The following is a 25,299-nucleotide window of genomic DNA, read 5'->3' on the forward strand; positions in this document are numbered from 1 at the left end:
AGTTAACTTTTAGAAAATGTATTTTAAGTTACGAAAATACTTATTTCTACTGACTTTAGCCATTCTTACCGGGCTTAAGGAAAACCTATTTACCATTTAATTAACAGCCTTTGCGAATTGCTTACTTTAAATTTATTATTAAAACAACTTAAATTATGGATGAGAATCAAGAGCTCTTAAAATCGGTAACTATTGGTGATTTGGAGTTAAAAAACCGGGTGATTATGGCACCGATGACGCGTAATCGCGCTGATAATAAAGAAAATACTCCAACTGAATTACATGCTGAATATTATGCGCAACGTTCCAGTGCCGGACTTATAATTTCTGAAGGTTCACAAATTTCTGAAGCTGCGGTAGGTTATATTAATACCCCAGGAATCCATACCGAAAATCAGGTTCAAGGCTGGCAAAAAGTTACCACTGCAGTTCACGAAAATGACGGTAAAATTTTTTTACAATTATGGCATTGTGGTCGCATCTCTCATCCTAAATTTCACTCAGGGGAGAAACCTCTGGCTCCAAGTGCTGTAAACCCCAATACCCAGGCTTACACACCAGATGGTTTTGAGGATACAGTAGAACCACAGGCTATGAGTCTTGCTGATATTAAGCAAACAGTGCTCGATTTTAAACACGCTGCCGAAAATGCTAAGAATGCAGGTTTTGACGGGGTTGAGATACATTCATCTAATGGCTATCTTATTCATCAATTTTTCAATAAAAAAGCCAATGTTAGAACCGATGATTATGGTGGAAGTATCCCAAACCGAGCACGTTTCTTTTTTGATGTATTGGAAGCAGTAAGTGAGGTATGGCCCGAAAACAGGATTGGCATAAGATTAAATCCTTCTCTAAATGATGCCTTTGGAATAAAGGCCACAGAAGAAACCATTCCTACTTTTGATTATGTAGTAGAAAAATTAAATGCTTATGATCTTTCTTATTTACACCTATCGGAGCCATTTACAGATATAAGTAAAATTGATTATCTACAACCAAACATCGCAAAACACTACCGCCCTATTTATAAAGGGAAGCTAATAATAAATGCAGGATTTGATCAGGAGTCTGGGAATAAAGTTATTGCGGAAGGCAATGCAGATATGGTTTCCTTTGCGAAATTATTTATTTCTAATCCAGATCTTCCCGAACGTTTTGCATTGAATGCACCTATTGCCGAATGGGATGAGGACACGTTCTACACCCCGGGTGCTAAAGGATATACCGATTATTCAAAATATGAACCAGCGAAGTCGGAATCCTGAAATTCATAATTTTAGATTAAAAGTCCTTAAAACAGGGTTAATTGAAATAGCGCTTTTGTAGGAATAAAGTAAATTTATTCATAAACAAAAAAACAGAAAAAATGGACGAGTCGAAAATTGAACAAATGAGGTCTACATTAAATAAACTGGAAGACATTAAAAATAGCCAGGAAAGCATTATTGATAAAATAAATCACGTGATTACCGATCTATTTGAGCATCCAGACAAAGAACTGGAAAAAGCTATGAATGATGCGCACCAAAAATCTTCTGATAATGTTGATGCGGTACGTGAAGCTATGGAAGAATATGAAATGAGAATCAATAAACTGGAAAATCAGGGCTAATCAATTTATAAAGAAAAGCTAAGGCTTAAGGTCTTAAGGTGACTAAAACATAAATTTGTCAAAGAAGGAATTTATCTTCAGCCAGACAATTTTAGTTTTAGTCACCTTTTTTTATTTAATTCTATGGAACATATTACTTCAGCAGCAATCTCAGAAATGGAAAAAATTTTCCGTTTAAATCTTATTAATAGTGTTACTGGTTATAAATCGGCTAACTTAATCGCCACAAAATCGGCAGAAAAAGGTGCCAACGTTGCGGTTTTTAGCTCGGTTACCCATTTAGGGAGTAATCCTGCCCTTCTTGGTTTTATAACCCGGCCTACCAAAGATGTTCCCAGAAACACCTATAAGAATATTAAAGAGAATAATTATTTTACGGTGAATCATATTCAAAAGGATATGATTGAAAGCGCGCATCAAACCGCAGCAAAATATGGCGAGGAGATTTCCGAATTTCAAAAAACAGGCTTGGAAGAAGAATATCTTGATAACTTTTTTGCGCCTTATGTAAAACAATCTACTGTAAAACTGGGTTGTAAATTTGTAAATGAATATTACATCAAAGAAAACGATACGGTGATGGTAATTGGGGCTATTGAACATATTTATTTTGATGAAAGTATACAAACTCCAGATGGATGGTTGCGATTGGATGATGCAGAAACTGTCGCTATAAACGGATTAGATGGTTATTCACTTCCCACATTACTGGACAGGTTTCATTACGCCAGACCTGGACAGGAAATAAAATCGTTTTTTAAAAAAGAAGATTAATTGATGAAAACGGTAAAGAAATCTAATTTGCCGGAAAAAATATGTCCTGTTTGCCAAAAGCCCTTTAAGTGGCGCAAGAAATGGGAAAAGAATTGGCCAACAGTAATTTATTGTAGTGAAAAATGCAGAAGAAATAAATAATGAATACAGGGTTAGTTTGGTTTCAAAACAATTTACGCAGTAAAGATAATTTACCATTATCTCAAGCCTTCAAAGAACATGAACAGGTAATTGCCATTTATTTTTTTGATCCCCGGCAATTTAAAGTTACCGAATTTGGCTTTAGAAAGACCGGTAAATTTCGTGCTAAATTCTTACTTGAAACCATTGCTGAACTAAAAGAAAATCTCGCTGAATTAAATATTCCGCTATTCATTTACCACGATACACCGGAAAGAAAACTTCCAAAATTTCTTCAGGAAAATAACATTTCAAGCATTTATCTTCAGAAAGAATGGACCAGTGAGGAACAAAATTTACTGGAGAATGTAAAAAAGGAAATTCCAGAAAATATTCAGTTTAATTCTTACTACGATCAGTTTTTATTTCATCCAGAAGATATTCCATATCCGAGTTACCACGAAGTTCCAAAAGTTTTTACAGAATTTAGAAAAAAGTGCGAAGCCAAAGTTGTAATTAGAAACTGCACGCCAGCTCCGGAAGCTTTAAAACAAAAAAACTTCGATTTAAAAAACGAAACTAAAATTCCTGGACTAAAAGAACTGGGATTTGAAGATTTTACGCAAGATGAAAGAACCGCTTTTCCTTTTAAAGGTGGAGAAGATCAGGCGCAAAAAAGAATTCAGCAATATTTTTGGGAAACTAAAAAGCTTGCTGAATACAAAAAAACTCGCAACGGATTAATTGGTAAAAGTTATAGTTCAAAGCTTTCAGCCTGGCTGGCTAATGGGAGTATTTCAGCAAAACAAGTTTATTGGGAAGTCAAAAATTTTGAAAAAGAGATCACTAAAAATGAAGACACCTATTGGCTAATTTTTGAATTAATCTGGCGGGATTATTTTAAATTCATTTCTTTAAAACACGGTGATAAAATATTTAAAATTGGTGGGATTTTAGAAAAAAACCTTGAATGGAATATTAGTAAAAAAGCGCTGGAGCAGTGGATTTCTGGTGAAACTAAAGAGCCCTTTGTTAATGCTAATATGAAAGAAATTGCCGCTACCGGGTTTATGAGTAATCGGGGACGCCAAAATGTGGGAAGTTACTGGGCCAAAGAATTAAAACAGGATTGGCGGGTTGGAGCCGCATATTTTGAAAGTTTGCTAATAGATTACGATGTGCATAGTAACTGGGGAAACTGGATGTATAACAGCGGTGTTGGGAACGACCCGCGAGATAGAAAATTCAATATAAAACGCCAGGCTGAACGCTACGATCCAGACCAAAAATTCCAGGAATTATGGCTGAAAGATTAAGAACCTTGAGATTGATCCTGGGAGACCAGCTTAATCACCATCACAAGTGGTTTAAGGAAGAACAGGATAATATAAGCTACGTATTTATGGAAATGCGTCAGGAAACCGACTATGTAATGCATCACATTCAAAAAGTAGTTGGTTTTTTTAGCGCGATGCGCAATTTTGCCAAACATTTAATAGAGCGTGAACACGAAGTGATTTATCTTAAGATAAACGATAAAAAAAACGAACAAACCTTACCCGAAAATCTGAAACAGTTAATTTCAGAGTATAAAATTGAAAAGTTTGAATATCAACTTCCCGATGAATTTCGCCTTGATCTTCAACTAAAAGATTTTTGCAAAGAATTATCTATAGAAACTGAGGCTTACGATACAGAGCATTTTCTTACTTCCAGAGAAGACCTTAGCAATTTTTATAAAGGAAAAAAGCAAATGACCATGGAATATTTTTACCGCGATATGCGTAAAAAATATGATGTCCTAATGGTGAATACAAAAGATCCAGAAGGTGGAAAATGGAATTTTGATAAATCTAATCGTAAAAAATGGACCGGTAAACCGGAAATTCCCCACGAACGGGGATTTAGAAAAGACGTTTCAAAATTACTCGAGGAAATAGATGAAGCTGGTATTAAAACTTTTGGAAATATTGAGGCCGAAAAATTCAACTGGTCAACCAGCCGGGAGGATTCGCTTTCGGTTTTAAATTATTTCTGTAAGAATCTACTTGTTCATTTTGGTGATTTTCAGGATGCTCTACATACAGAAGAGGCCTACTTATTTCATTCCAGATTGTCTTTTGCGCTCAACACAAAGATGTTGCATCCAAAAGAGGTAATAGATTCCGTAATTAGTCATTGGAGGGAAAACAAAGATGAAATAGACATTTCCCAGGTAGAAGGTTTTGTTCGCCAAATATTAGGTTGGCGAGAATATATGCGCGGAATTTACTGGAAAGAAATGCCCGGTTATAAACAAAGCAACAAACTGGATAATCAAAACCAATTACCCGATTTCTACTGGACCGCTAATACAAAAATGAACTGCCTGAAGCATAGTATTCAGCAAAGCCTGGATAATGCTTATGCGCATCACATTCAGCGTTTAATGATTACGGGAAATTATGCGCTGCTCACCCAAACTCACCCAGATGAAGTTGATGCCTGGTATCTTGGTATCTATATAGACGCTATTGAATGGGTAGAAATCACCAATACCCGTGGAATGAGTCAATTTGCCGATGGTGGTATTGTCGCTACCAAACCTTATGTTTCTAGTGGTTCGTACATTAATAGAATGAGCAACTATTGTAAAGGTTGTCATTATGATGTAAAGAAAAAGACTGGTGAGAATGCCTGTCCGTTTAATAGTTTATACTGGAATTTTTTAGATGACAAACGGGAGTTTTTTCAAAATAACCGAAGAATGTCTATGATGCTCAATATGCTAGAAAAGAGGCCTCAGGATGAATTAGTCAAGATTAAAGAACGTGCTAATACCATAATTCAGAATCCTCAAAATTTTTAACATTCGAGTTAAACACTAGTTAAAACCTATTATTCCAAATCACTTATTCTATAAATTCGTCTAGTAAAAAGGGAAATTCTCCCTGATAAAGTTTAGAAGACTGTAAAACAATTTGTTAGTTCTTTAGACTTTAGTAAAACAGGAATTTATTTATTAACTTGTATAAACAATTAACCAAAGTAGCTTTGCTACTAAAAACCAACCAGTATGAGAGATTTAGTATGGCTTATTGTAGTATTATTAGTAATAGGATGGCTTATTGGCTATTTTGCATTCCCAGATTTAGGAAGCATTATCCACATTTTAATTGTAGTAGCTGTAATCCTAATTTTGTATAAATTATTAACCGGACGTCGTCTGTAATTAATAATTTAAGCGAATCTTCTAAACCCTTTGAATTTCTCAAAGGGTTTTTTATTTTCATAAAGTTTTACCTTCGAATTAAAAATATACACTATGTGGAATCTCAATAACAAATTTGCATTAATAACCGGTGGCACTAAAGGAATTGGAAAAGCTACTGCTCTTGAATTTTTAGAACTGGGAGCAGAAGTTCTTTTCACTTCAAGAACCCAGGAGGATATAGAATCGTTGCTAAATGAACTAGAAAAGTCTGGAAAAAAAGTTCACGGTCTCGTTGCCGATACAGCGGTTGCTAAAGACCGACAAAAAATCCATGATTTTATTAAAAATCAATGGGGAAAACTGGACGTTCTGGTAAATAATGCCGGGATAAATATCAGAAAAAAAGCGAATGATTATTCTGAAGAAGAGTTTAGAAAAGTCCTGGAAATTAATCTTACTTCACCTTTTGAGCTAAGCCGAAAACTACACTCCCTTCTTTCAAAAAGTAAAAATTCAAAAATTATAAATATAGCTTCTTCGGCTGCGATGCAGGATGTTGGTACCGGCACCCCCTATGCGATGTCTAAAGCAGGTTTACTTCAGCAAACTAGAAGTCTTGCTGTAGAATGGGCAAAAGATGGAATCCGCGTTAATTCGGTTTCTCCCTGGTTTACAGTTACACCACTTACCAAAGGGCTTTTAAGTGAAAGCGATAGAATGGATCCCATTATTAAAAGAACACCTTTAAAACGCGTTGCTGAAGCTAGTGAAATGGCTTCTATAATTGCTTTCCTGGCGATGGATAAATCTTCCTATATTACCGGGCAGAATATTGTGGCCGATGGTGGAATGAGCATTACTGCGATATAGAGAGAGTTTTTGTATCTTTAAAGAAAACCAAAAGAATGAAAAAACTACTACTTTTTACTTTTCTATTTTCAGTATTAATTAGCTGCAAAAATAACGAAACCAAAATCGGAGAAAAAGTTGAGACTGAAGACGCTAAAAGCATAGAGCAACAAATTGCGGAAGCACACGGCTTAAATAACTTTGATGAAGTTGAAGAAATCCAGTTTACCTTTAATGTAAAGGTTCAAGATTCAGTAAGAACCAGCCGCTCGTGGACCTGGAAACCACAAACCGATGAAATTAGACTTACCGAAGGCGATATTAGTCGAAACTACACAAAAACAGATAGTATTGCTGAAAGTGATAAAGATATAGACCAGAAATTTATCAATGATTCCTACTGGTTGCTATTTCCTTACCAAATGGTTTGGAGCGATGCTAAAATTTCAGAAGAAAAAACCGGCACTGCCCCAATTAGTAAGGAAGAAATGAATTATCTGGAGGTTTCTTATAAAGATGAAGGCGGATACACTCCAGGGGATACTTATGTGGTTTATTATGATGACGATCTTTTACTTAAAGAATGGATCTATAAATCGGCAGATGGCAATCGTGAAATGCCAACCACCTGGGAAGATTTTGAAGATTTTCAAGGACTAAAAATTGCCAGATCCCATAAATCTCCCGACGGAAGTTTTGAATTGTTCTTTAGTGATATTGAGGTAAAATAATTTTAAAATCAGTCGTTAGGCTTTAGTCCTTAGACCTTAGAACCATAGAACCATAGAAAACTACTGTCTAGAAACTGAGGCCTATCGCCTATTTTAAAACCCATTGATAATTTTACTGGCTCCTTCTGCAGGCTCCCAATCAGAATTTGGCTCAAAATAACTCCATAATAAAGCTGAAATTTTTCGCTGCAATTCCCAGGCTTCATTATTATCATCCCACGAATCGTCTTCAATATTTTTGGTCGCGATGTAGCACACATAATCCCCGGAAGCTGCGTTAACCATAAAAAGTTCAGATCGGGATTTATTGACCATTCCCTGTTTTGCAGCAGCCTGCACATAAGGTGGTATTTGAGACAGCGCATATTCCTGGTAAAAAGAGTTTCCTAACAATCTATACATTTCATCACTGGCTGCGGCACTTATTAATTCACGTTTTCTTATTTTCTCTAAAATAATTGCCATTTCTCGCGGTGTGGTTTGTCCCCAACCGTATTTCTCCCAGTCCTTTTCACGGCCCTCGGTTCGGGAATTTACCCGGGTGTGTTCCAGATCAAGTTCAGCTAATAGTTCATTGATTGCTTCTCCTCCACCGGCCAATTCCTGGTTCCAGAGCGAGGTAACATTATCGCTATAACTTATCATCAAAGCCACCAGCGTTCTAACATCGGTTTTGGCGCTGTCTTTATAGAATTGCATCAAGCCTGAACCACCATAAATACGATCTTCAGAATAAACCAGCGTATCATTATATTTTAACTCTCCTTTGTCAATTTTATCAAAAATCTTCAGCAAAATGGGTACTTTAACGATACTCGCCGTTGGGAAAATAGTATCAGCATTTATGGCCGCCTCTTTCCCGGTTTTGAGATTTTTTACATAAACCCCAACATCACCATTAAAAGTTTGAGTTAGCTGCTCCAATTTCTGTTGAAGCTCGATATCGGTTTCCACATCTTGCGCAAGATTTATAGAAATGCAAAAGAGCCCGATAAAAATACTAAGTCCAATTTTTTTCATTTTATTTAGTTTATAATGACAATTTTCAAACTTTTACAATCTATAATCTCTTCTCTTTTTTCTCTCTTCTTAATTCTCTATTCAAGAATACCTTTCTTAAGAATCTGTCCAAATTGATACATATCTTCAAAGGAACAGTAAAACGGTGCTGGAGCAAGTCGAATTACATTAGGCTCACGCCAGTCGGTAATCACACCGTTCTTCATTAAATAATTAAATAATTCCCGGCCTTCTCCGTGTAAAAATACTGAAAGCTGTGTCCCGCGCTCTTCCTGATTCTGCGGAGTAATAATTTCAAAAGTGCTATCAACCTCCTTATCAATTTCGTGTAAAACAAACTCCAGGTAAGCAACAATCTTATTCCGTTTCTCTATCAATGCCGGCATTCCAACCTCCTCAAACATTTCCAGCGAAGCTAAATAAGGCGCAAGGGCTAAAATTGGGGCGTTAGAGATTTGCCATGCATCAGCTCCACTCTCGGGTTGAAATTCGGGCTCCATTAAAAATCGTCGTTCTTTATTGTGTCCCCACCAGCCTTCAAAACGAGGAATATCTTTTTGATTGTGATATTTCTCATTAATAAAACATCCGGAAGCATTCCCGGGGCCGCTGTTCATATATTTATAACTGCACCAGGCAGCAAAATCCACCTTCCATTCGCTAAGTTTAAGCTCAATATTTCCAGCGGCGTGGGCTAGATCCCAACCTACAAAAGCGCCAACTTCGTGACCTGCTTTCGTGATTTTTTCCATTTCTAAAACCTGTCCGGTATAATAATTAACACCCCCAATTAGTACCAAAGCAACCTCATCACCTACTTCTTTAATCTTTGCAACAACATCTTCGGTTATAAAATTATTTTCACCTTCCCGCCTTTTAATTTGAACTATGGCGTCATCTGGATCGTATCCATGAAACCGAACCTGGCTCGAAATCATATACTGGTCGCTGGGAAAAGCTTTTTCTTCACAAATAATTTTATAGCGCTTTCCTTCTGGTCTATAAAAAGAAACCATAAGTAAATGAAGGTTTACGGTTAGTGTATTCATTACCGTAACCTCAGCGGGTTTAGCGCCAACAACTTTAGCCAGTTTTTCTGAAAAACGCTCGTGATAATCCCACCAGGGTTTTTCAGCCTGAAAATGACCCTCTACGGCAAGATTCGCCCAATCGGTCATTATTTCGTCTACATATTTTTTAGCTGATTTTGGTTGAAGGCCTAGTGAATTTCCGGTGAAATAAATTACATTTTTTCCTTCGTGCTGCGGAAAAATAAATTGATCTCTGTAAGTTGATAATTTATCTTCGGCATCGAGTTTTCTGGCAAATTCCAGGGTATTTTTAAACTGCATGTGTGGCTGTATTTTAAATCCTGAAGATTCTAAATACTAACTTTTGAGTAAACCTCCTTGTAGTATTTAAATCTCCATTATTGAGTAAAAATACAATTTAAAAAATAGTTATAAGCTATTCTAAAAGCTTGGTTTTGCTGGAAAAGAGGAATATTAATTCAAGCTTCGGAAAGAATAATTTCTCTAAATTTGAATAAAAATAAAAGCCAATGCATTTTCTACCTGAAGCGATAGATGACTATATTTTAGAACATTCAGCTAAAGAACCAGAATTTTTAGCAAAACTTAACCGGGAAACCAATCATAAAGTATTGCAACCTCGAATGTTGAGCGGAAATTACCAGGGAAGAATCCTGAGTATTATTTCTAAGTTAATCGCTCCAAAAAGTATTTTGGAAATTGGCACTTACACTGGCTACTCGGCTTTATGCCTGGCGGAAGGTTTACCAAAAGATGGTATGCTGCATACCATAGATATCAATGAAGAATTACACGATTTTCAGCAAAAATATTTTCAGGCTTCAGAATTCAAAAATAAGATTAGGCAATATATTGGAGACGCGAGAGAGATAATTCCAAAGATAGATTCAAAACTCGATCTGGTATTTATTGATGCCGACAAACCTAATTATCCTGCTTATTTTGAATTGATCATTGATAAAATGAATAGTGGCGGACTTATATTATCTGATAATGTATTATGGAGCGGAAAAGTTGTTGAGACGTTAAAGGCAGAAGATGAGTCTACAAGGGCACTATTAGAATACAACAAAATGCTGGCAGAAGACGAGCGTCTGGAAACTGTTATTTTGCCTATTCGAGACGGATTAACTTTAAGCAGGGTTATATAAAGCGTTTTCCTGAACGTTGATAAAACAGAAAGAAGATAATGGCAAAAATAATTCCAACTGCCGCGCCAACCAATACATCACCGGGATAGTGAACACCCACATAAATTCTACTTAACATAAATAACAGCGGCCAGATAAGCACCACCCAAATCCAGGGGTATTTATCTTTCATTGAAAGTATAAAAAATAAGGCCGCAGCGGCAGAAACGGCAGAGTGCCCAGAGAAAAAACTATAGTTATCCGGGGTTTGTAGAATCCTAATAATATCGGCAATTTCAGGTTGGTTATTCGGCCTTAGTCTTAAAAAAAAGTTTTTAGTAAGATTGGTGAAACCATAGGTAGAAAGAGCCGTGGCAAGAATAAATAGACTAGTAAATAGTGCTTTTTTCCAATGGAAAGCTATAAAATAAAGAATGAAGAAAGTAATATAAAGTGGGATCCAGTTTTGTATAGTAGTTACCGTGATCCAGAAATTGTCGTAAGATTCAATTCCCAGTCCGTTAAGGTAAACAAACAGCTCACGGTCCCATTGTTTTAGCTGCTCTAACATAAAAAGTAATTAAAATCTACGTTTTACTGAGCCGGTAATTTCATCAATATCCTCCTTCACTTTATCAATTTCACCTTTAACATCCTTAGATATATCGGTGTTTATGCCTTGTTTGTCGGCACTTTTCTGAATTTCGGTCTTGATATCATTAGAGGCATTGCGAAGCATTTTCATGCCTTTTCCCATTCCACGGGCGATATCTGGAATCTTATCGGCACCAAAGACCATTACCAGAATAAATAAGATAAAGGCAATTTCGGCACCACTAATAAAAAGGGGTATGATGTTCATAGCAAAACAAATATAGCCACAAATTTAAGCATAAAAAAAACCGACTCGTTAAAGTCGGCTTAATTTATTTTAGTTTCCGAGACTTTCTTTAAATTCTTCGAACTTACTGGTAGTTTCTTCTTTTGGCCAGGTATTATTGCTTACATCTATATCTGCTGTTTCCAGGTTTGGATCTACAACCATTTTGGTGATCTCCTTATTGGTAGCAATGGTTTTACTAGCCACCTCATCATTCATTCTCCAAAGCTGAACAGGATACCTTTTCATTTCGGTAGAACCATCTGCATAAGTGAATTCTACGATTAAAGGCATTGGAATACCTCCCGGCTTTTCAAAAGTGACCTGATAGAAATATTTTGGATCTTTTAGTTTTGCTCTTTCCTCTTCTGAGAAATTATCCATAACATATTCTTTTAGAGTAGGCGAATTCTCTAAAGCAGATTTTCCTTTTAAGTTTTCATCAAATTCTTCGCTTTCTTCTTCCACAACGTAAACTGCCTCTACCTCTTCAGGATCTGCGCCATAACGTTCCAAAAATTCTTTTCCTTCTTTGGTCGCGTTATCGGTAATGTAGAGTTTTTTAACTTCTTTAATTCCCATATCTACATTCTCTGTAGTATAGAACCAACCCCTCCAAAACCAATCTAGATCTACCGCTGATGCATCTTCCATTGTTCTAAAGAAATCTTCTGGTGTTGGGTGTTTAAACATCCAACGCTGTGCAAAAGTTTTGTAGGCGTGATCAAAAAGTTCTTTTCCCATTACCGTTTCACGCAAGATATTAAGCGCAGTTGCGGGCTTTCCGTAAGCATTATTTCCTAACTGGTAAACGTTTTCAGGATTAGACATGATTGGCGCAATATATTTTTGATTTCCTCTCATATAAGGAACAATCTTCGCCGGAATTCCCCTTCTTGAAGGATAGACCTCCTCGGGAGCAATAGCTTCCGGATATTCTTTGCCAAACTCCTGCTCTGCCAAAAATTGACTAAAGGTGTTTAAACCTTCGTCCATCCATCCCCATTGGCGCTCATCTGTATTTACGATCATTGGGAAGAAATTGTGCCCAATTTCGTGAATAATCACACTTATCATCCCAAATTTCACTCGATCTGAATACGTTCCATCTTCATCGGGACGGCCATAATTCCAGCAAATCATAGGGTATTCCATACCCTGGTTCCTGGCGTGAACAGATACTGCTTTTGGATAAGGATATTGAAATGTTTGTTTAGAATAAGATTTTAAAGTACTGGCCACGGCTTTTGTAGACCATTCTTCCCAAAGCGGATTCCCTTCCTTAGGATATAGCGAAATTGCCATTACATCTTTCCCCTGGACATCGGTAGCCATCATATCAAGAATAAATTTTCTTGAAGTAGAGAATCCAAAATCCCTAACCATTTCGGCTTTATATTTCCAGGTTTTAGTTTTGTTGGAAAAAGATTTTTCAGCTTCTTCTGCTTCTGCCTGGGTTCTAACTATTACGGGTTTATCATAGGATTTTTTCGCCTGTTCGTAGCGGCTCATCATTTCTTTAGTGTAAACTTCTTTGCGGTTTTGAAGTTCCCCGGTAGCTTCCATTATATGATCTGCAGGTACAGTGATATTCACTTCATAGTCCCCAAAAGGAAGGGCAAACTCACCACTACCCCAAAATTGCATATTTTGCCATCCTTCAACATCATTATAAACTGCCATTCTAGGAAAGAATTGCGCTATTACGTAAGTGTTATTTCCATCTTTAGGAAAATACTCATAACCGCTACGTGCTCTATCTGTTATATGGTTATTTATATTATACCACCACTTCATATCAAACTCAAAAGATTCTCCGGGAGCCAAAGGTTCTTCCAAATCTATTCTCAACATCGTTTGATTGATAGTATAATTTAATTTCTTTCCATTATGTTTTAGATCAACAATATTAAAACCGCCATCAAAATTTTCTTTCATGTGCTGTTCTACAAAACGTTCTGGTGTGGCTACAGGGCTCATGCCACTTGGATTTCGCTCTAAAGCAGGTGCATCCTTCTTTCTTACATTCTGGTCTAATTGCACCCACAAATATTCTAATTCATCTGGAGAATTATTATAATAAGTAACTTCAGCTTCCCCATCTAAACGGGTATTTTTATCGTCTAATACGATGTCCATTTTATAATCGGCCTGATTTTGATAATAGGCTTCACCGGGTGCGCCGGCACCCGTACGATATTGATTTGGAGTGGCGAAGTATTGATAAAGTTGTCTAAACTTATTATTATTTTCGTGACCCTCTTGCTTTGGCTGCTGTTCTTGGGTTTCTGAATCCTGTGCCTGAGCACCACCTATAAAAAGCATCACTAAAAAGAAACTTATGTATTGTAAATTTTTCATCAATTGAGGTTTGATTTAAAGATTGCTAAAAATAGCTAATTTTTGTAGGTTTTATTTAAAATTTAAGGAAAAGAAAGGTTTTCAGTTTCTTGCTGGCGCATTAGCAATAGACTCTTGGTCTTACCATTCACTTTCACATGCACCACGTTTTTCTGATCGTCAAAAAGATCGGTTAAAATACCATTGGTGACTTCTATATTGTTAAATGAACTTACATTTTCTACTTCAATGTAAAGTATGAGCTGGTCGGCGTCATATTCTTTTCCTAAATAATTTAGTTGAAGTTCTATTCCATTTGTATTCAACCTTAATTTTTGCGCCAGGTATTTCGTAATATTCTCTAGAACCGGTCCTTCTTCATCTCCTTCTGAAAGTTGAAGATCCTCACTATAACGTTCATTTAAAACATTCTGAAAATCGTCTATAAAAACGCGGGTAATAATTTGCAAACTTTGTTTCTCATTATTGTATTCAATCTCGGTAACACTCAAATAAAATTCGTGATCCCCAGATTTAAATGCAGAAAGCAAAAAGAAGCTTGCAAGGATTAGGCTAATTTTTTTCATCGATTTTTTTCTATGCAGGAGCAAATATTAATCCAAAGCGCTAGAGGCTTTAAATTCTAATGCTTTGGATTTAAAAAACTCGTATAATTCCAGCGGATCATCTAGCAAAATTTCCAAATCATAATTTTCAGCACAATAATAAGCAAAATTCATTATTTCGTTTTGGGGTATTTTAAAGTCTTCGGTGAAAGTTTCTTCAGAAATTAAATAAACTGCTTTTTCAACGTTTACTTTGAATTCATATTTTTCCCTCCTTTTCTTTAGCAGTGCCGTCCTGCCGCTAATCCCGTTTATAATTGGGTCTAAAGGCATAGTACCGGTTAATATACCCAAAACGCTAAGCCTACTTCCACCAGGACCTGTCGTAGCTGTATATAATTGTCTTTCTACCTGTGATGGTGGAGGTTTTCTGCGCATTGGTGCATTTAAATCGAATTTATTAAAGATTTTGATCCCTGAAATATCATTTGCTAAATTTCCAGATAATTTATGAAGTTTCACTTCGTCTAATTCTGTAAGATCTTCTGAGAGTTTAATCTTAAAATTGATTTCTTCAAGTACTTTTTCATCTACAATCAAAGTTTTGTTTTTATATTGAACCGAGGAAAACAAAAGAGAATCTCCTGGGTTTACTTCTACTGAAAAATAACCAGAAAGTTCACTCACACTTCCTTTTTTGCTGGTAACATTGATAATATGAATAGAGGACTTAAGTGGCTCTTCAGTAAGAATTTGACCGGTTAAGATCTTCTTTTCTTGAGAAAAAATCGAACCGCTTATTAGAAAAATTGCTAATAGTAAAAATTTAATTTTTAAAAAATTCATTATATTCCACTATCGTTTTCTTGAGAAAATTTAATAAAATCAAGGGATCGTTCTGATTAACCAATTCTTCAAAATTCGATTTTAGGCTACAATAGTAGAGAAAATCAAAAATTTTATTTTCTTTTAGAAAAAGAGTTTCTGTAAAAAATTCAACAGGTATTTGGTCCTTTGCTTTATTAACTAATTTCTTAAGTTTATTATTCTCTATCGCCTTTTTCAGCAGTTTATTTTCACCTGAAATAGCCCCGTAAATCATTCCTACAGGATTACTATTTAAAGCTGAAAATTTTCGCTCTTCAATACTTAGCGGTTTTCTATCTGAGAAAGTATATCCTAAAGCAGAAGGATCATAAGTTTTAATCTCATTAATATCCTTAGATAAATTACCGGATAAATTATGCAAACGCACTTCCTCAAGTTCATTTATATCTGGCAGCAAAATTACTTCTACTATACCTTCCTCATAAATATTATTGCTAATCTGTATTTCTTTTTTCTCAAATTGTATCGAAGAAAATAGCAGAAGGTCACCGGGCTGCACTTCTACTGAAAAATAACCAGAAAGTTCACTAAGTGTGCCTTTTTCCCGGGTAATATTTATAATATGTATTGGAGAAATAAGCGATTCTTCAGTAGTAATTTGACCAGTCAAAATCTTTTTCTCTTGCGAAAATATAGAACCGGTGATTAGAAAAACCGCAAATAGAAGTATAATTTTAACCTTCGATAAACTCATTATATTCCATTATCGTTTCTTTCAGGAGCTCAATTAGAATTAATGGATCGTTTTGATTAATTAATTCTTTAAAATTTGGCTTTTTGGAGCAGTAATAAAGAAAATCCATTATTTTATTTTCTTCTAAGTGAAGTTCTTCTGTATAAAATTCATTTGCAACAAGGTTCTTGGCTTTATAAACCAACGTGGTTAACTTATTATTTTCAATAGCTTTTTCGTACATTTTTTTTTGCCCAGAAATGATTCCGTAAAGTGCTCCTACGGGATCATCAGGCCTTGTAAGTGCAAACAGTTTTCGCTCTTCAACAGTTAAAGGTTCTTTATCGGAAAGGGCGAAACCTATTATTCGAGCATCCCAGGTTTTTATACCATCAATATCTTTCGCCAGATCGCCACTTAATTGATGTAGTTTTACCTCATCTAACTCAGTAAGATCCTTGTTCATTTCAATTTCTAAATATCCCTCTGCTATAATTTCTGAAGTAACTTTTATTTCTTTTTTCTGAAATTGTACCGAAGAGAATAATAGCAAATCACCTTCACTAACTTCTACAGCAAATTCCCCAGATTTTTCTGTCACTGTGCCTTTTTCGGCTGAAATATTTATGATATGAATGGGAGCCTCAATAGAATCGGCCTTAATTTTTCCTTTTAAGATGTTGCTTTCCTGAGCAAATAAATTGGTTGAAATTAGGAAAAGAAAAATAAGGAAAAAGCTATTTCTCATCTAATCTTCAATAAGTTTTAGATATGCTTTACTCTTTCTTTCTAAATAAACAACTAAATCTAAAGAGCGATTATCCTGGAGTAGTTGTTCCTGAAAACCATCATCAAAAATATAGGTCAGGAAATTCATGATGTGCTTAGAATCGATTTTAAGATGATTGTTGAAGAAATAATCGTCAAATTTACTTCGAACTCTTCGAACAAATTCAAGCTGGTTAGCTTTCGGATTTTCAATCTTTTTTCCGCCTATATTTCCAAAATTCCTATTCCCTGTAATTAAACTTCCTATAGATTTGAAATTTAGACCGTTTTTCATTGTTCTTCCTGCCTGGGTATTATCAAAAGCGGCGTTTGGTGTACCTCGCGGTGGAATATAATTAATTGGTGGGGGAGCAATATTCAAAACCGGCGTATCAAAAACTTTAATACCAGCGATGTCTTCTTCCAAATCCCCGCTAAAATTATGAACCCTAACCTGCTCCAGTTCTGTTAACGCGGGCAGTAACTTGATGCTTAGGGTTTTTTCACCAAGCATTTGGCGTGTTATCTTGATTTCTCTACGCTGAAATTGTACCGAAGAAATTAATAAAATATCATTTTCTGCCACTGCTAATTTAAAATTCCCGTTTTTATCACTTACGCTACCTTTTTCCTGGGTTAAGTTGATGATATGTATGGGAGCTTGAATACTATCAGCTTCAATTTTACCTGAGATTTCTCGATTCTGGGCGCTTGCAATTAAGCCAAATAAAAATAATAGGACAGATAAGTAGTACTTCATCAATTATTTTCGGTTAAGTCAAATTTATTCGATAATCGAGATTTAAATGCTTTCAGGTTTTACTCAAAATTATTTTTTAATTACCCTCGTAAATTTGTATTAAGATAGTTTACTCCTGGAAACTCTTGTATTCTTCACTTTTCTCAATTAAAAACTCAATTAGATTTAATTCGCTGCCTTCTGCAAGCAAATCATCATCTAAACCATGATCGGTAACGTAATAAATGAAGTCATTTATTCTATCCCTTTCAATATCTAGATAAGCCCTAAAAAAATCATCATCGTATAAATCCCGTAATTTCTCATCTAATTCTTGTTTTGTAAACGGATTATTTTTAACCTCGGCGCCAACCAGTAATTTGAAAATATTTACAAAGTTCAGTCCGTTCACTAACCTGGTTTCACTTGCAGCTAAGGCATCATTCCTGCCTGCTCCCATTAGAGCATCGGGTTGTCTTCGCACTTCCATGTCTTTTAAATCGGCTGCAGAATATCTGGGCACATCGGGATCTTTAACAGTAATCCTGGCTACATCTACTCTTATATCTCCAGAAAGCTCGTTATCTGACAGAAGCACTTCAGGCAATTCAGTCACCGTTTCCGTCAAAAATACATTCATCTCTCCAGTATTTATCACTCCTTCTTCTACCACCACCCGGAACTCCTCAAACTGTATGGCAGAAAATACAATAGTATCATTAAGTCTTACCTGCAATTTAAATTCTCCATTAGGATTTGCAATAGTTCCTCGAGCAGTATTCTGATTAAAAATTGTTAACCCTTCAGGAGAATCTTCTTCAGGAACAATAATTTTACCATTTACCAACATTCTTTCTGTTTCCTGGGCAAATAAAATTCCGCTGAATAGAATAAAAGCAATGAATAGTTTCTTCTTTAACATATTAGTAGTTTTCTTTTAATTAAAGTAACAATTCTTAGGGCTTTTATTTAGTAAAGCAGCTTGTAAACTTTTGTTAAAACCCCTAATTGCAGTAATTTTAATGCAATTAATATTATACTCGTATTAGAAAAATAGAAATAGAGATGAGCAAAGCATTATTGGCAAGTACTTCAACTTTACACGGAGAAGAGTATTTAGAATATCTAATACCGCACTTAAAAACTTTTTTTAAGGAAGCTGAGGAAATCATATTTATCCCTTTCGCCCGTCCTGGCGGAATTTCGCATGATAATTACACTAAAAAGGCTGCTGATGCCTTCCAAAAAGCCGACTTAAAGCTGCGTGGAATTCACGAATTTGATAATATGGAAGAAGCCATAACTTCAGCTAAGGGAATTTTTACCGGCGGCGGTAATACTTTTTTACTGGTTTCAGAATTATATAGAAATAAACTGATGCAAGCCCTAAGGGAAAGTATTCAAAATGGCGCGGCATATATGGGAACAAGCGCAGGAACCAATATTGCCGGGCTAACTATGCAAACCACGAACGATATGCCAATTGTGTATCCGCCGAGTTTTAAAACCCTTGGGATTGTTCCCTTTAATATTAATCCTCATTATTTAGATCCCGACACTAATTCTACCCACAAAGGTGAAACCCGGGAAACGCGTATTAAAGAATTTCATACCATTAATACCCAACCGGTAGTAGGCTTAAGGGAAGGCAGCTGGTTGTTGGTTTTAGATAATAAAATTGAGTTAAAAGGTAAGTTAAGCGCTCGCATTTTCAAGACAGAAAAATTACCTTTCGAGATAGAAACTAATAGTGATCTAAGCGAACTAAATTAACATATGGACTACCAAAAGATATTAAATACAATTAATGACGAATTGAGTTACCGGGATGTAACAGGAAAAGTAGCTTCTTATATTCCTGAACTTGCTAAAGTAGATCCAAGAAAATTTGGAATGCATGTTTATTGCGGCGATCGTCAACATTTTAATTTTGGAGATAGTGAAGAACTTTTTTCTATTCAAAGTATCTCTAAAGTTTTTAGCCTTTCTATGGCAATGAGAATTATGGGAGAAGATCTTTGGGATCGCGTAGACGTGGAGCCCTCTGGTGATCCCTTTAATTCATTAAGTCAGTTAGAATATGAAAGTGGAATTCCACGGAATCCTTTTATAAATGCCGGCGCCCTGGTTATTTCAGATATCCTGGTAGACCAGCTAGAAGATCCTAAACAGGAATTACTGAATTTTGTAAGACAAATTACAGAGGATAATAGTATAAATTTTGATCCAAAAATCGCGGCTTCAGAACGTTCTACCGGTTATAGAAATGTTGCTTTGGTAAATTATATGAAAGCTCTGGGAAACATTAAATGCGAAGTAGAACCTATTGTAGATTTCTATTTTCATCTATGCTCCCTTGCCATGAGCTGCAAACAATTATCGCAAGCGTTTATGATTTTCGCGAACAAAGGAAAAATATTAAGTACTGACGAAGAAATCTTGACTCCTACTACTGTAAAAAGGATAAATTCTCTAATGCAAACCTGTGGCTTTTATGATGAAGCCGGGGAATTTAGCTTTGAAGTAGGACTACCAGGAAAAAGTGGAGTTGGTGGTGGTATTGTAGCCATTCATCCAGATCAATATTCTGTGGCAGTTTGGAGTCCTATTTTAAATGAAAAAGGAAATTCTGAATTAGGAATGAAAGCTTTAGAAAGGCTTACAACGTTAACCGGTCTTTCTGTTTTTTAAATAACGAAACTCCAGGAAACATTTATAAATAGTCTGAAGAAAAATGCTAAAAAAGTAAAGCTCAGAAAGAATAGCTAACAGAACTTCTTTTTAAACCCACGAAATGAAAAATAAAAAAAATGCTTCCTGCCAACGCAGAAAGCATTTTTTTATAATTGAACACTGTAATAATTCTTAAAGCGCAGCTACGTGCTTTACAAGTTGCGATTTTAAGTTCGCAGCTTTATTGTCGTGTATAATGTTTTTCTTCGCCAATTTATCTACCATAGAGATAACAGAAGGCAATAGAGCTTCAGCTTCTTTCTTCTCAGACTCCTTCAACTTCTTAATTGCGTTTCTGGTAGTTTTATGCTGGTAGCGGTTTCTAAGACGTTTGGTCTCATTGCTACGAATCCTCTTCAATGCTGACTTGTGATTTGCCATTACAAAATTGCTTTAATTATTTTTTAAAAGTAGTCCGTAGGGGAATCGAACCCCTGTTACCAGGATGAAAACCTGGCGTCCTAACCCCTAGACGAACGGACCATTAATTATTATTTCAAATGCCTTTTCAGGACTTTAAAAACACAACATTAAACTCTGTGTTTTGTTGTAGTCCGTAGGGGAATCGAACCCCTGTTACCAGGATGAAAACCTGGCGTCCTAACCCCTAGACGAACGGACCATTTTTTGTTTCAATGCGGATGCAAAAATACAACTATTTTTGAATGCCGCAAGAGTTCCACAAAAAAATTTAAAAAATTAATATGCCTTTGCAAAAAGTACTCTTTGCACAGAAGGTTTACCAGTAAGCACACAGCTTCCCGCCTCTTTATCGGAATTAAATGGTATACAGCGAATTGTGGCTTTGGTAAGCCCTTTAATCTTGTTTTCTGTCTCCGTAGTTCCATCCCAATGTGCCGAAATAAATCCGCCTTTATTTTTTAAAACTTTTTTAAATTCATCAAAAGAATCTACTTCTGTAATATGCTCGTTTCTAAAATTATTAGCTTTTTCAAACAAAGCTTCCTGAATTTCTACCATTAGATGCTTCACCTTCTCCACTACTTCAGTTTGGTTTACAAACTCTTTAGTGAGTGTATCTCTTCTGGCTAGCTCTACGCTTCCTTTTTCTAAATCTTTTGGGCCAATAGCTAATCTAATTGGTACACCTTGCAATTCATACTGCGCAAACTTCCATCCAGGCTTTTGCGTATCTCTATCATCATACTTAACCGAGATACCGGCTTCTTTAAGATCATCAGCAAGATTGTTTGCTACTTTAGAGATTTCTTCTAATTGTTCTTCTCCTTTATATATAGGAACAATCACAACTTGTGTAGGCGCTAAGTTTGGAGGAAGCACAAGGCCGTTATCATCGCTATGCGTCATTATTAGGGCTCCCATTAAACGGGTAGAAACACCCCAGGAAGTCGCCCAAACGTTTTCTAATTTCCCTTCCTTAGAAGTGAATTTTACATCAAAAGCTTTTGCGAAATTTTGACCTAAAAAGTGAGAAGTCCCTGCCTGTAAAGCTTTCCCGTCCTGCATCATCGCTTCAATACAATAAGTTTCTACAGCACCTGCAAAGCGTTCAGCTTCTGTTTTACTCCCTTTTATAACCGGCATTGCCATAAATTTTTCGGCAAATTCAGCATAAATATTATTCATTAATTCGGTTTCTTCGAGTGCTTCCTGTTTGGTAGCGTGTGCAGTATGGCCTTCCTGCCAAAGGAACTCTGATGTTCTTAAAAACAAACGGGTTCGCATTTCCCAACGCACCACATTAGCCCATTGATTTATTTTAATAGGAAGATCTCTATACGATTGGATCCAGTTCTTGTAGGTATTCCAAATTATTGCTTCAGAAGTTGGCCTAACCACCAGTTCTTCCTCTAATTTAGCATCAGGATCTACGATTAGTTTAGATTTATCGTTGGGATCTGTCTTTAACCTGTAATGAGTAACTACCGCACATTCTTTGGCAAAACCTTCAGCATTTTTCTCTTCGGCTTCAAAAAGATGTTTGGGTACAAAAAGTGGGAAATAAGCGTTTTGATGTCCCGTTTCCTTGAACATCTTATCTAACTGGGCCTGCATTTTTTCCCAGATGGCAAATCCGTAAGGTTTAATCACCATACAGCCCCTCACTGCAGAATTTTCAGCTAAATCGGCTTTTACCACCAATTCGTTATACCATTTTGAATAATCTTCGCTTCTCTTGGTTAAGTTTTTACTCATTTTCTTTATTTGGCATAAATCTTGTGAATTTGTTAAACACAATGTAAATGCAAGTTTAGTTAGCGCAAAACTAACTATTTTTGTAATGTTCAACAATAAAATACCAAGCTAATGATACGCAATTACCACTTTACAAAAAAAGCAATTCTTTTAGTGGCACCTATGTTTTTGCTGTTGTTAGCATCTTGTGGTTCTTACCAGTATTCTGGTTATGAAGATGGAATCTATGGTGATTCGGATAGAAGACAATCAACTTCTGATGAACCAACCCAATATGCTAATAATCAGGATCAGGGTAACTCTTACTATAAGAACCTTTTTTCAGAAAAATCACAATTTTACGGTCAAATGGCCGACGAGATCGTTTTTACCGATGTAGAATCTTATTCTTCTGCTAATGGAAGTGAAGACGAAATATATTATGAAGATCAGCAAACTTATAATAGTGGTCGCGCTCCCTGGGGCGAAGATCCAGATCAATACACCGTAAATATCTATAATACCGGTTTTCATGGTGGTTTCGGTAATCCATGGATGTGGAACCGCTTTGGCTATGGATTTGGTTATGGCGGCCTTTGGGGTAATCCCTTTTTCGATCCATTTTACGGTCCCGGTTTTTGGGGTGGCGGATTTGGCCCGTGGGGCGGTGGATTTGGCCCTTGGGGCGGAGGATTTGCTGGTGCCTGGGGCGGTGGATTCGGCCCATGGGGTGGCGGTTTTGGCTTTGGCCCTGGATGGGGTTGGGGTAACCGTTTTGGCTTCGGATTTGGTTACGGAGGATTCCGCAATCCATACTGGGGCGGAGGATTTGTGAATAATCCATTTTATGGTGCAGGTAACAATTATAGAGATGTAGCATATAATAGTGGAAGAAGAGCCAGTTATTCAGATTATGGCACCAGTAGAAGAGACAATGTTTCCAGTTTAAGAGATAACGAATCTTCTTACTCAAGAAGCATTAGAGCCATTAGGAGTAATCAAAACTCAAATAGATCTAGAAGTTATACCAGGAGTAACGATAATAATTCTAATGTATATTCTCGCTCCAATAGAAGAAGTGAGCCTGCAAGGATCAATACATCATCTACCAGGAGAAATTCAACTATAAATAGATCCAATAGAAGCTCAAGGTCTAATTCTACTTATAATAGATCTTCAAATAGTTCTTCAAGAAGTAGCGGATCTGTTCGAAGTAGCTCTGGAAGTTCAAGAAGTTCAGGAACCAGAAGTTCAGGTGGAGGTCGCTCATCATCTTCCAGAGGTGGTGGAAGAGGATAATAACTGTCTATTTTAAGATTTGAAAAAGAAGATTAAAAATTAACCTTACAGTTTTAAGCTGTAAGGTTTTTTCTGAAACCATTGATTATATTTTGATTCAGGATTCAAAAAACAAACCCCTCATCAAGGGATCAAAAAAAAAAGCTTATGAAGAATATTTTTTTAATTCTGGGCACCTTTTTAATAGTAGGAAGCGTCCAATCCCAAAACATTACCGACGCATATCGTTATAGTTCTGAAGAATTAAATGGAACCGCCAGATTTAGAGCTATGAGTGGTGCATTTGGTGCATTAGGTGGAGATTTATCTGCTATTACCATAAACCCTGCTAGTTCTGCGGTTTTTCTAAATTCTTTTGGAACCATGACCTTAGACCATAGCGATAGCAACAAACAGGTTAACTATTTTGGAACAACAACTTCTAACGAAAACTCCGATTTAAATTTTAATCAGGCAGGCGGCGTACTTGTTTTTGACACCCGAAGTAATAGCCCCTGGAAAAAATTCAGTTTAGGTTTAAATTATCAAAAAACCAATAATTTTGATGATGCTTTCGTAGCTTCAGGTACCAGTCAAACTTCAATAGATCAATATTTTTTAAATTATGCAAACGGCGTTCCGCTAGACCTACTTCAAACCAGGGAAGATGATCCCCTAACCCCAGAAAATGAAGCCGAAACTATTTCTGATCTTTATTCCTATTTAGGCGAAAACCAAGGTTTTGGCGCGCAGCAAGCATTTTTAGGGTATCAAGGATTTATTATAGATCAGGCAGATGATTCTCCAGAGAATACTTCATATAATTCTTTTATAGGTTCCGGTAATTTTAATCAGGAATACCGTTCTGTTTCTACGGGTTTAAATGGAAAATTCTCTTTTAATGTTGGTACTCAATATAAAGACTTTCTTTATCTGGGTGCTAACCTAAATACTCATTTCCTAAGTTATGACCGCACCACCAGGTTTAGAGAAAATAACAACAACGCAGGAAGTGCAACTAATGAAGTGGTATTTAATAACAACCTTAGTACTGTAGGTGATGGATTTTCCTTTCAACTTGGAGCAATAGCAAAGGTTAGTGATAGGTTTAGGGTTGGAGCTTCTTACCACTCTCCTACCTGGTTCAACATCACCGAGGAAGCTACGCAATATCTTGAAACTAATAATAATGCCAATGAGCGTGTAGTCGTGAATCCGAATGTATTAAATGTATATCCAGATTATAATTTAAAAACACCCGGAAAACTTACCGGAAGTCTTGCTGTACTTTTTGGAACCAAAGGACTTATTAGCTTTGATTACTCTTATAAAGATTTTTCGGCTACTGAGTTTAGACCTAATAATGATCCTGAATTCGAATTTCAGAACGAACTCATTTCAAACGAACTCCAGGCAGTCTCTACTTTTAGATTGGGCGGGGAATACAGAATTAATAATTGGAGTTTAAGAGGTGGCTATCGCTATGAACAAAGTCCCTATGCCAATGAGTCTACAGTTGGCGATCTAACTGGATATTCTGGAGGTATTGGTTATGATTTTGGAAGCATGAAACTAGACCTTGCCTATACCAATGCCAGTTTCCAGGAAAATCCAAGACTTTATGAAACCGGCTTAACAAACACAGCAAATATTGATAGAGATCTTTCCAACATAATTCTATCCCTAAGTTTCGGTTTATAAAAAACAAGAGGATCATTTTTATTTCTAACGCCCTTAAAAGGGCGTTTTTTATTATCTCAAATTATAAAAAAGCAAAGCTAAATATACTTATT

27 protein-coding genes and 2 tRNA genes are annotated in these 25,299 nt (G+C 36.2%); 14 read left to right on the forward strand and 15 right to left on the reverse strand.

Annotated elements, in window-relative coordinates; all coding sequences use genetic code 11:
• Positions 1-155: 155 nt before the first annotated feature.
• The 9 genes from FG27_RS02885 to FG27_RS02915 all read left to right on the forward strand — a co-directional run bounded on the left by FG27_RS02885 (position 156) and on the right by FG27_RS02915 (position 7,282).
• On the forward strand, positions 156-1,268 hold the full coding sequence (locus FG27_RS02885; protein WP_037315269.1) for an alkene reductase: 1,113 nt from the start codon (positions 156-158) through the stop codon (positions 1,266-1,268).
• A gap of 101 nt (positions 1,269-1,369) precedes the next feature.
• Positions 1,370-1,615 carry a hypothetical protein gene (locus FG27_RS02890; RefSeq protein WP_037315271.1) on the forward strand — a complete coding sequence of 82 codons (246 nt, stop codon included), beginning with the start codon at positions 1,370-1,372 and terminating at the stop codon, positions 1,613-1,615.
• A 123-nt stretch (positions 1,616-1,738) separates the two neighbouring features.
• Complete coding sequence (locus FG27_RS02895) at positions 1,739-2,389, forward strand: flavin reductase family protein (protein ID WP_037315274.1); 651 nt, start codon at positions 1,739-1,741, stop codon at positions 2,387-2,389.
• A gap of 3 nt (positions 2,390-2,392) precedes the next feature.
• A complete protein-coding gene (locus tag FG27_RS18875; RefSeq protein ID WP_081912578.1) occupies positions 2,393-2,530 on the forward strand; it encodes a DUF2256 domain-containing protein in 138 nt (45 codons plus the stop codon).
• Complete coding sequence (locus FG27_RS02900) at positions 2,530-3,825, forward strand: DASH family cryptochrome (protein ID WP_037315276.1); 1,296 nt, start codon at positions 2,530-2,532, stop codon at positions 3,823-3,825. The genes FG27_RS18875 and FG27_RS02900 overlap by 1 nt, the downstream gene beginning before the upstream one ends.
• Positions 3,810-5,357 carry a cryptochrome/photolyase family protein gene (locus FG27_RS02905; protein WP_037315278.1) on the forward strand — a complete coding sequence of 516 codons (1,548 nt, stop codon included), beginning with the start codon at positions 3,810-3,812 and terminating at the stop codon, positions 5,355-5,357. Before FG27_RS02900 ends, FG27_RS02905 begins: the two co-directional genes overlap by 16 nt.
• Before the next feature lie 207 nt (positions 5,358-5,564).
• On the forward strand, positions 5,565-5,720 hold the full coding sequence (locus FG27_RS19085) for a lmo0937 family membrane protein (protein WP_156101182.1): 156 nt from the start codon (positions 5,565-5,567) through the stop codon (positions 5,718-5,720).
• 93 nt (positions 5,721-5,813) lie between these two features.
• Positions 5,814-6,572, forward strand: coding sequence for an SDR family oxidoreductase (locus FG27_RS02910; RefSeq protein ID WP_037315280.1), 759 nt, complete (start codon positions 5,814-5,816; stop codon positions 6,570-6,572).
• Between the two features lie 35 nt (positions 6,573-6,607).
• Positions 6,608-7,282 (forward strand): hypothetical protein, encoded by a 675-nt coding sequence (locus tag FG27_RS02915; protein ID WP_037315282.1) that lies wholly within the window; start codon positions 6,608-6,610, stop codon positions 7,280-7,282.
• A gap of 93 nt (positions 7,283-7,375) precedes the next feature.
• On the opposite strand, the gene FG27_RS02920 is transcribed toward FG27_RS02915, so the two are convergent.
• Together FG27_RS02920 and kynU are read right to left on the reverse strand one after the other, a co-directional pair.
• Positions 7,376-8,302, reverse strand: coding sequence for a serine hydrolase (locus FG27_RS02920; RefSeq protein ID WP_037315285.1), 927 nt, complete (start codon positions 8,300-8,302; stop codon positions 7,376-7,378).
• Positions 8,303-8,379: 77 nt separating this feature from the next.
• Complete coding sequence (kynU, locus tag FG27_RS02925) at positions 8,380-9,654, reverse strand: kynureninase (RefSeq protein WP_037315287.1); 1,275 nt, start codon at positions 9,652-9,654, stop codon at positions 8,380-8,382.
• A gap of 209 nt (positions 9,655-9,863) precedes the next feature.
• Here kynU and FG27_RS02930 point away from each other — a divergent pair, with 209 nt between their 5' ends.
• Positions 9,864-10,505 carry an O-methyltransferase gene (locus FG27_RS02930; protein ID WP_037315290.1) on the forward strand — a complete coding sequence of 214 codons (642 nt, stop codon included), beginning with the start codon at positions 9,864-9,866 and terminating at the stop codon, positions 10,503-10,505.
• Here the strand turns inward: FG27_RS02930 and FG27_RS02935 are convergent.
• The 9 genes from FG27_RS02935 to FG27_RS02975 all read right to left on the reverse strand — a co-directional run bounded on the left by FG27_RS02935 (position 10,498) and on the right by FG27_RS02975 (position 18,260).
• A complete protein-coding gene (locus FG27_RS02935; RefSeq protein ID WP_037315292.1) occupies positions 10,498-11,055 on the reverse strand; it encodes a phosphatase PAP2 family protein in 558 nt (185 codons plus the stop codon). The genes FG27_RS02930 and FG27_RS02935 overlap by 8 nt on opposite strands.
• Before the next feature lie 9 nt (positions 11,056-11,064).
• The gene (locus FG27_RS02940; protein ID WP_037315295.1) at positions 11,065-11,346 is read right to left on the reverse strand and encodes a twin-arginine translocase TatA/TatE family subunit; all 282 of its coding nucleotides are present in this window, start codon (positions 11,344-11,346) and stop codon (positions 11,065-11,067) included.
• A 69-nt stretch (positions 11,347-11,415) separates the two neighbouring features.
• Entirely contained in the window at positions 11,416-13,725 is a 2,310-nt protein-coding gene (locus FG27_RS02945; RefSeq protein WP_037315298.1) for a M1 family metallopeptidase, read from the reverse strand.
• A 62-nt stretch (positions 13,726-13,787) separates the two neighbouring features.
• Positions 13,788-14,291 (reverse strand): DUF6702 family protein, encoded by a 504-nt coding sequence (locus FG27_RS02950; protein ID WP_037315301.1) that lies wholly within the window; start codon positions 14,289-14,291, stop codon positions 13,788-13,790.
• Positions 14,292-14,318: 27 nt separating this feature from the next.
• Positions 14,319-15,116: a hypothetical protein gene (locus FG27_RS02955; RefSeq protein WP_037315303.1), complete on the reverse strand. Its 798-nt coding sequence runs from the start codon at positions 15,114-15,116 to the stop codon at positions 14,319-14,321.
• Positions 15,097-15,852, reverse strand: coding sequence for a hypothetical protein (locus FG27_RS02960; RefSeq protein ID WP_037315305.1), 756 nt, complete (start codon positions 15,850-15,852; stop codon positions 15,097-15,099). The genes FG27_RS02955 and FG27_RS02960 overlap by 20 nt, the downstream gene beginning before the upstream one ends.
• Positions 15,833-16,579: a carboxypeptidase-like regulatory domain-containing protein gene (locus FG27_RS02965; RefSeq protein ID WP_037315307.1), complete on the reverse strand. Its 747-nt coding sequence runs from the start codon at positions 16,577-16,579 to the stop codon at positions 15,833-15,835. The genes FG27_RS02960 and FG27_RS02965 overlap by 20 nt, the downstream gene beginning before the upstream one ends.
• Positions 16,580-17,359, reverse strand: coding sequence for a hypothetical protein (locus tag FG27_RS02970; protein ID WP_037315311.1), 780 nt, complete (start codon positions 17,357-17,359; stop codon positions 16,580-16,582).
• 109 nt (positions 17,360-17,468) lie between these two features.
• The gene (locus FG27_RS02975; protein ID WP_037315314.1) at positions 17,469-18,260 is read right to left on the reverse strand and encodes a hypothetical protein; all 792 of its coding nucleotides are present in this window, start codon (positions 18,258-18,260) and stop codon (positions 17,469-17,471) included.
• Between the two features lie 143 nt (positions 18,261-18,403).
• Here FG27_RS02975 and pepE point away from each other — a divergent pair, with 143 nt between their 5' ends.
• The gene (pepE, locus tag FG27_RS02980) at positions 18,404-19,111 is read left to right on the forward strand and encodes a dipeptidase PepE (protein WP_037315317.1); all 708 of its coding nucleotides are present in this window, start codon (positions 18,404-18,406) and stop codon (positions 19,109-19,111) included.
• A 3-nt stretch (positions 19,112-19,114) separates the two neighbouring features.
• Complete coding sequence (locus tag FG27_RS02985) at positions 19,115-20,029, forward strand: glutaminase (RefSeq protein ID WP_037315321.1); 915 nt, start codon at positions 19,115-19,117, stop codon at positions 20,027-20,029.
• 174 nt (positions 20,030-20,203) lie between these two features.
• Here the strand turns inward: FG27_RS02985 and rpsT are convergent, their stop codons facing one another.
• The 4 genes from rpsT to proS form a co-directional block, all read right to left on the reverse strand.
• Complete coding sequence (gene rpsT, locus FG27_RS02990; RefSeq protein ID WP_037315323.1) at positions 20,204-20,452, reverse strand: 30S ribosomal protein S20; 249 nt, start codon at positions 20,450-20,452, stop codon at positions 20,204-20,206.
• A 30-nt stretch (positions 20,453-20,482) separates the two neighbouring features.
• A tRNA-Glu gene (locus FG27_RS02995) sits at positions 20,483-20,554 on the reverse strand.
• Positions 20,555-20,621: 67 nt separating this feature from the next.
• A tRNA-Glu gene (locus FG27_RS03000) sits at positions 20,622-20,693 on the reverse strand.
• A 77-nt stretch (positions 20,694-20,770) separates the two neighbouring features.
• The gene (gene proS / locus FG27_RS03005) at positions 20,771-22,249 is read right to left on the reverse strand and encodes a proline--tRNA ligase (RefSeq protein WP_037315325.1); all 1,479 of its coding nucleotides are present in this window, start codon (positions 22,247-22,249) and stop codon (positions 20,771-20,773) included.
• A 111-nt stretch (positions 22,250-22,360) separates the two neighbouring features.
• On the opposite strand from proS, the gene FG27_RS03010 reads away from it, so the two are divergent.
• Together FG27_RS03010 and FG27_RS03015 are read left to right on the forward strand one after the other, a co-directional pair.
• Positions 22,361-23,527, forward strand: coding sequence for a hypothetical protein (locus tag FG27_RS03010; protein WP_037315328.1), 1,167 nt, complete (start codon positions 22,361-22,363; stop codon positions 23,525-23,527).
• 147 nt (positions 23,528-23,674) lie between these two features.
• Positions 23,675-25,207 (forward strand): OmpP1/FadL family transporter, encoded by a 1,533-nt coding sequence (locus tag FG27_RS03015; protein ID WP_037315333.1) that lies wholly within the window; start codon positions 23,675-23,677, stop codon positions 25,205-25,207.
• The last annotated feature ends 92 nt before the right edge of the window (positions 25,208-25,299 follow it).

The organism is Salegentibacter sp. Hel_I_6 (assembly GCF_000745315.1).
Lineage (GTDB): Bacteria > Bacteroidota > Bacteroidia > Flavobacteriales > Flavobacteriaceae > Salegentibacter.

Bases quoted from the DNA above. Each gene is read 5' to 3' on its own strand.
- FG27_RS02885 (WP_037315269.1), top strand. From the start codon at position 156: ATGGATGAGAATCAAGAGCTCTTAAAATCGGTAACTATTGGTGATTTG.
- FG27_RS02890 (WP_037315271.1), top strand. From the start codon at position 1,370: ATGGACGAGTCGAAAATTGAACAAATGAGGTCTACATTAAATAAACTG.
- FG27_RS02895 (WP_037315274.1), top strand. From the start codon at position 1,739: ATGGAACATATTACTTCAGCAGCAATCTCAGAAATGGAAAAAATTTTC.
- FG27_RS18875 (WP_081912578.1), top strand. From the start codon at position 2,393: ATGAAAACGGTAAAGAAATCTAATTTGCCGGAAAAAATATGTCCTGTT.
- FG27_RS02900 (WP_037315276.1), top strand. From the start codon at position 2,530: ATGAATACAGGGTTAGTTTGGTTTCAAAACAATTTACGCAGTAAAGAT.
- FG27_RS02905 (WP_037315278.1), top strand. From the start codon at position 3,810: ATGGCTGAAAGATTAAGAACCTTGAGATTGATCCTGGGAGACCAGCTT.
- FG27_RS19085 (WP_156101182.1), top strand. From the start codon at position 5,565: ATGAGAGATTTAGTATGGCTTATTGTAGTATTATTAGTAATAGGATGG.
- FG27_RS02910 (WP_037315280.1), top strand. From the start codon at position 5,814: ATGTGGAATCTCAATAACAAATTTGCATTAATAACCGGTGGCACTAAA.
- FG27_RS02915 (WP_037315282.1), top strand. From the start codon at position 6,608: ATGAAAAAACTACTACTTTTTACTTTTCTATTTTCAGTATTAATTAGC.
- FG27_RS02920 (WP_037315285.1), bottom strand. From the start codon at position 8,302: ATGAAAAAAATTGGACTTAGTATTTTTATCGGGCTCTTTTGCATTTCT.
- kynU (WP_037315287.1), bottom strand. From the start codon at position 9,654: ATGCAGTTTAAAAATACCCTGGAATTTGCCAGAAAACTCGATGCCGAA.
- FG27_RS02930 (WP_037315290.1), top strand. From the start codon at position 9,864: ATGCATTTTCTACCTGAAGCGATAGATGACTATATTTTAGAACATTCA.
- FG27_RS02935 (WP_037315292.1), bottom strand. From the start codon at position 11,055: ATGTTAGAGCAGCTAAAACAATGGGACCGTGAGCTGTTTGTTTACCTT.
- FG27_RS02940 (WP_037315295.1), bottom strand. From the start codon at position 11,346: ATGAACATCATACCCCTTTTTATTAGTGGTGCCGAAATTGCCTTTATC.
- FG27_RS02945 (WP_037315298.1), bottom strand. From the start codon at position 13,725: ATGAAAAATTTACAATACATAAGTTTCTTTTTAGTGATGCTTTTTATA.
- FG27_RS02950 (WP_037315301.1), bottom strand. From the start codon at position 14,291: ATGAAAAAAATTAGCCTAATCCTTGCAAGCTTCTTTTTGCTTTCTGCA.
- FG27_RS02955 (WP_037315303.1), bottom strand. From the start codon at position 15,116: ATGAATTTTTTAAAAATTAAATTTTTACTATTAGCAATTTTTCTAATA.
- FG27_RS02960 (WP_037315305.1), bottom strand. From the start codon at position 15,852: ATGAGTTTATCGAAGGTTAAAATTATACTTCTATTTGCGGTTTTTCTA.
- FG27_RS02965 (WP_037315307.1), bottom strand. From the start codon at position 16,579: ATGAGAAATAGCTTTTTCCTTATTTTTCTTTTCCTAATTTCAACCAAT.
- FG27_RS02970 (WP_037315311.1), bottom strand. From the start codon at position 17,359: ATGAAGTACTACTTATCTGTCCTATTATTTTTATTTGGCTTAATTGCA.
- FG27_RS02975 (WP_037315314.1), bottom strand. From the start codon at position 18,260: ATGTTAAAGAAGAAACTATTCATTGCTTTTATTCTATTCAGCGGAATT.
- pepE (WP_037315317.1), top strand. From the start codon at position 18,404: ATGAGCAAAGCATTATTGGCAAGTACTTCAACTTTACACGGAGAAGAG.
- FG27_RS02985 (WP_037315321.1), top strand. From the start codon at position 19,115: ATGGACTACCAAAAGATATTAAATACAATTAATGACGAATTGAGTTAC.
- rpsT (WP_037315323.1), bottom strand. From the start codon at position 20,452: ATGGCAAATCACAAGTCAGCATTGAAGAGGATTCGTAGCAATGAGACC.
- proS (WP_037315325.1), bottom strand. From the start codon at position 22,249: ATGAGTAAAAACTTAACCAAGAGAAGCGAAGATTATTCAAAATGGTAT.
- FG27_RS03010 (WP_037315328.1), top strand. From the start codon at position 22,361: ATGATACGCAATTACCACTTTACAAAAAAAGCAATTCTTTTAGTGGCA.
- FG27_RS03015 (WP_037315333.1), top strand. From the start codon at position 23,675: ATGAAGAATATTTTTTTAATTCTGGGCACCTTTTTAATAGTAGGAAGC.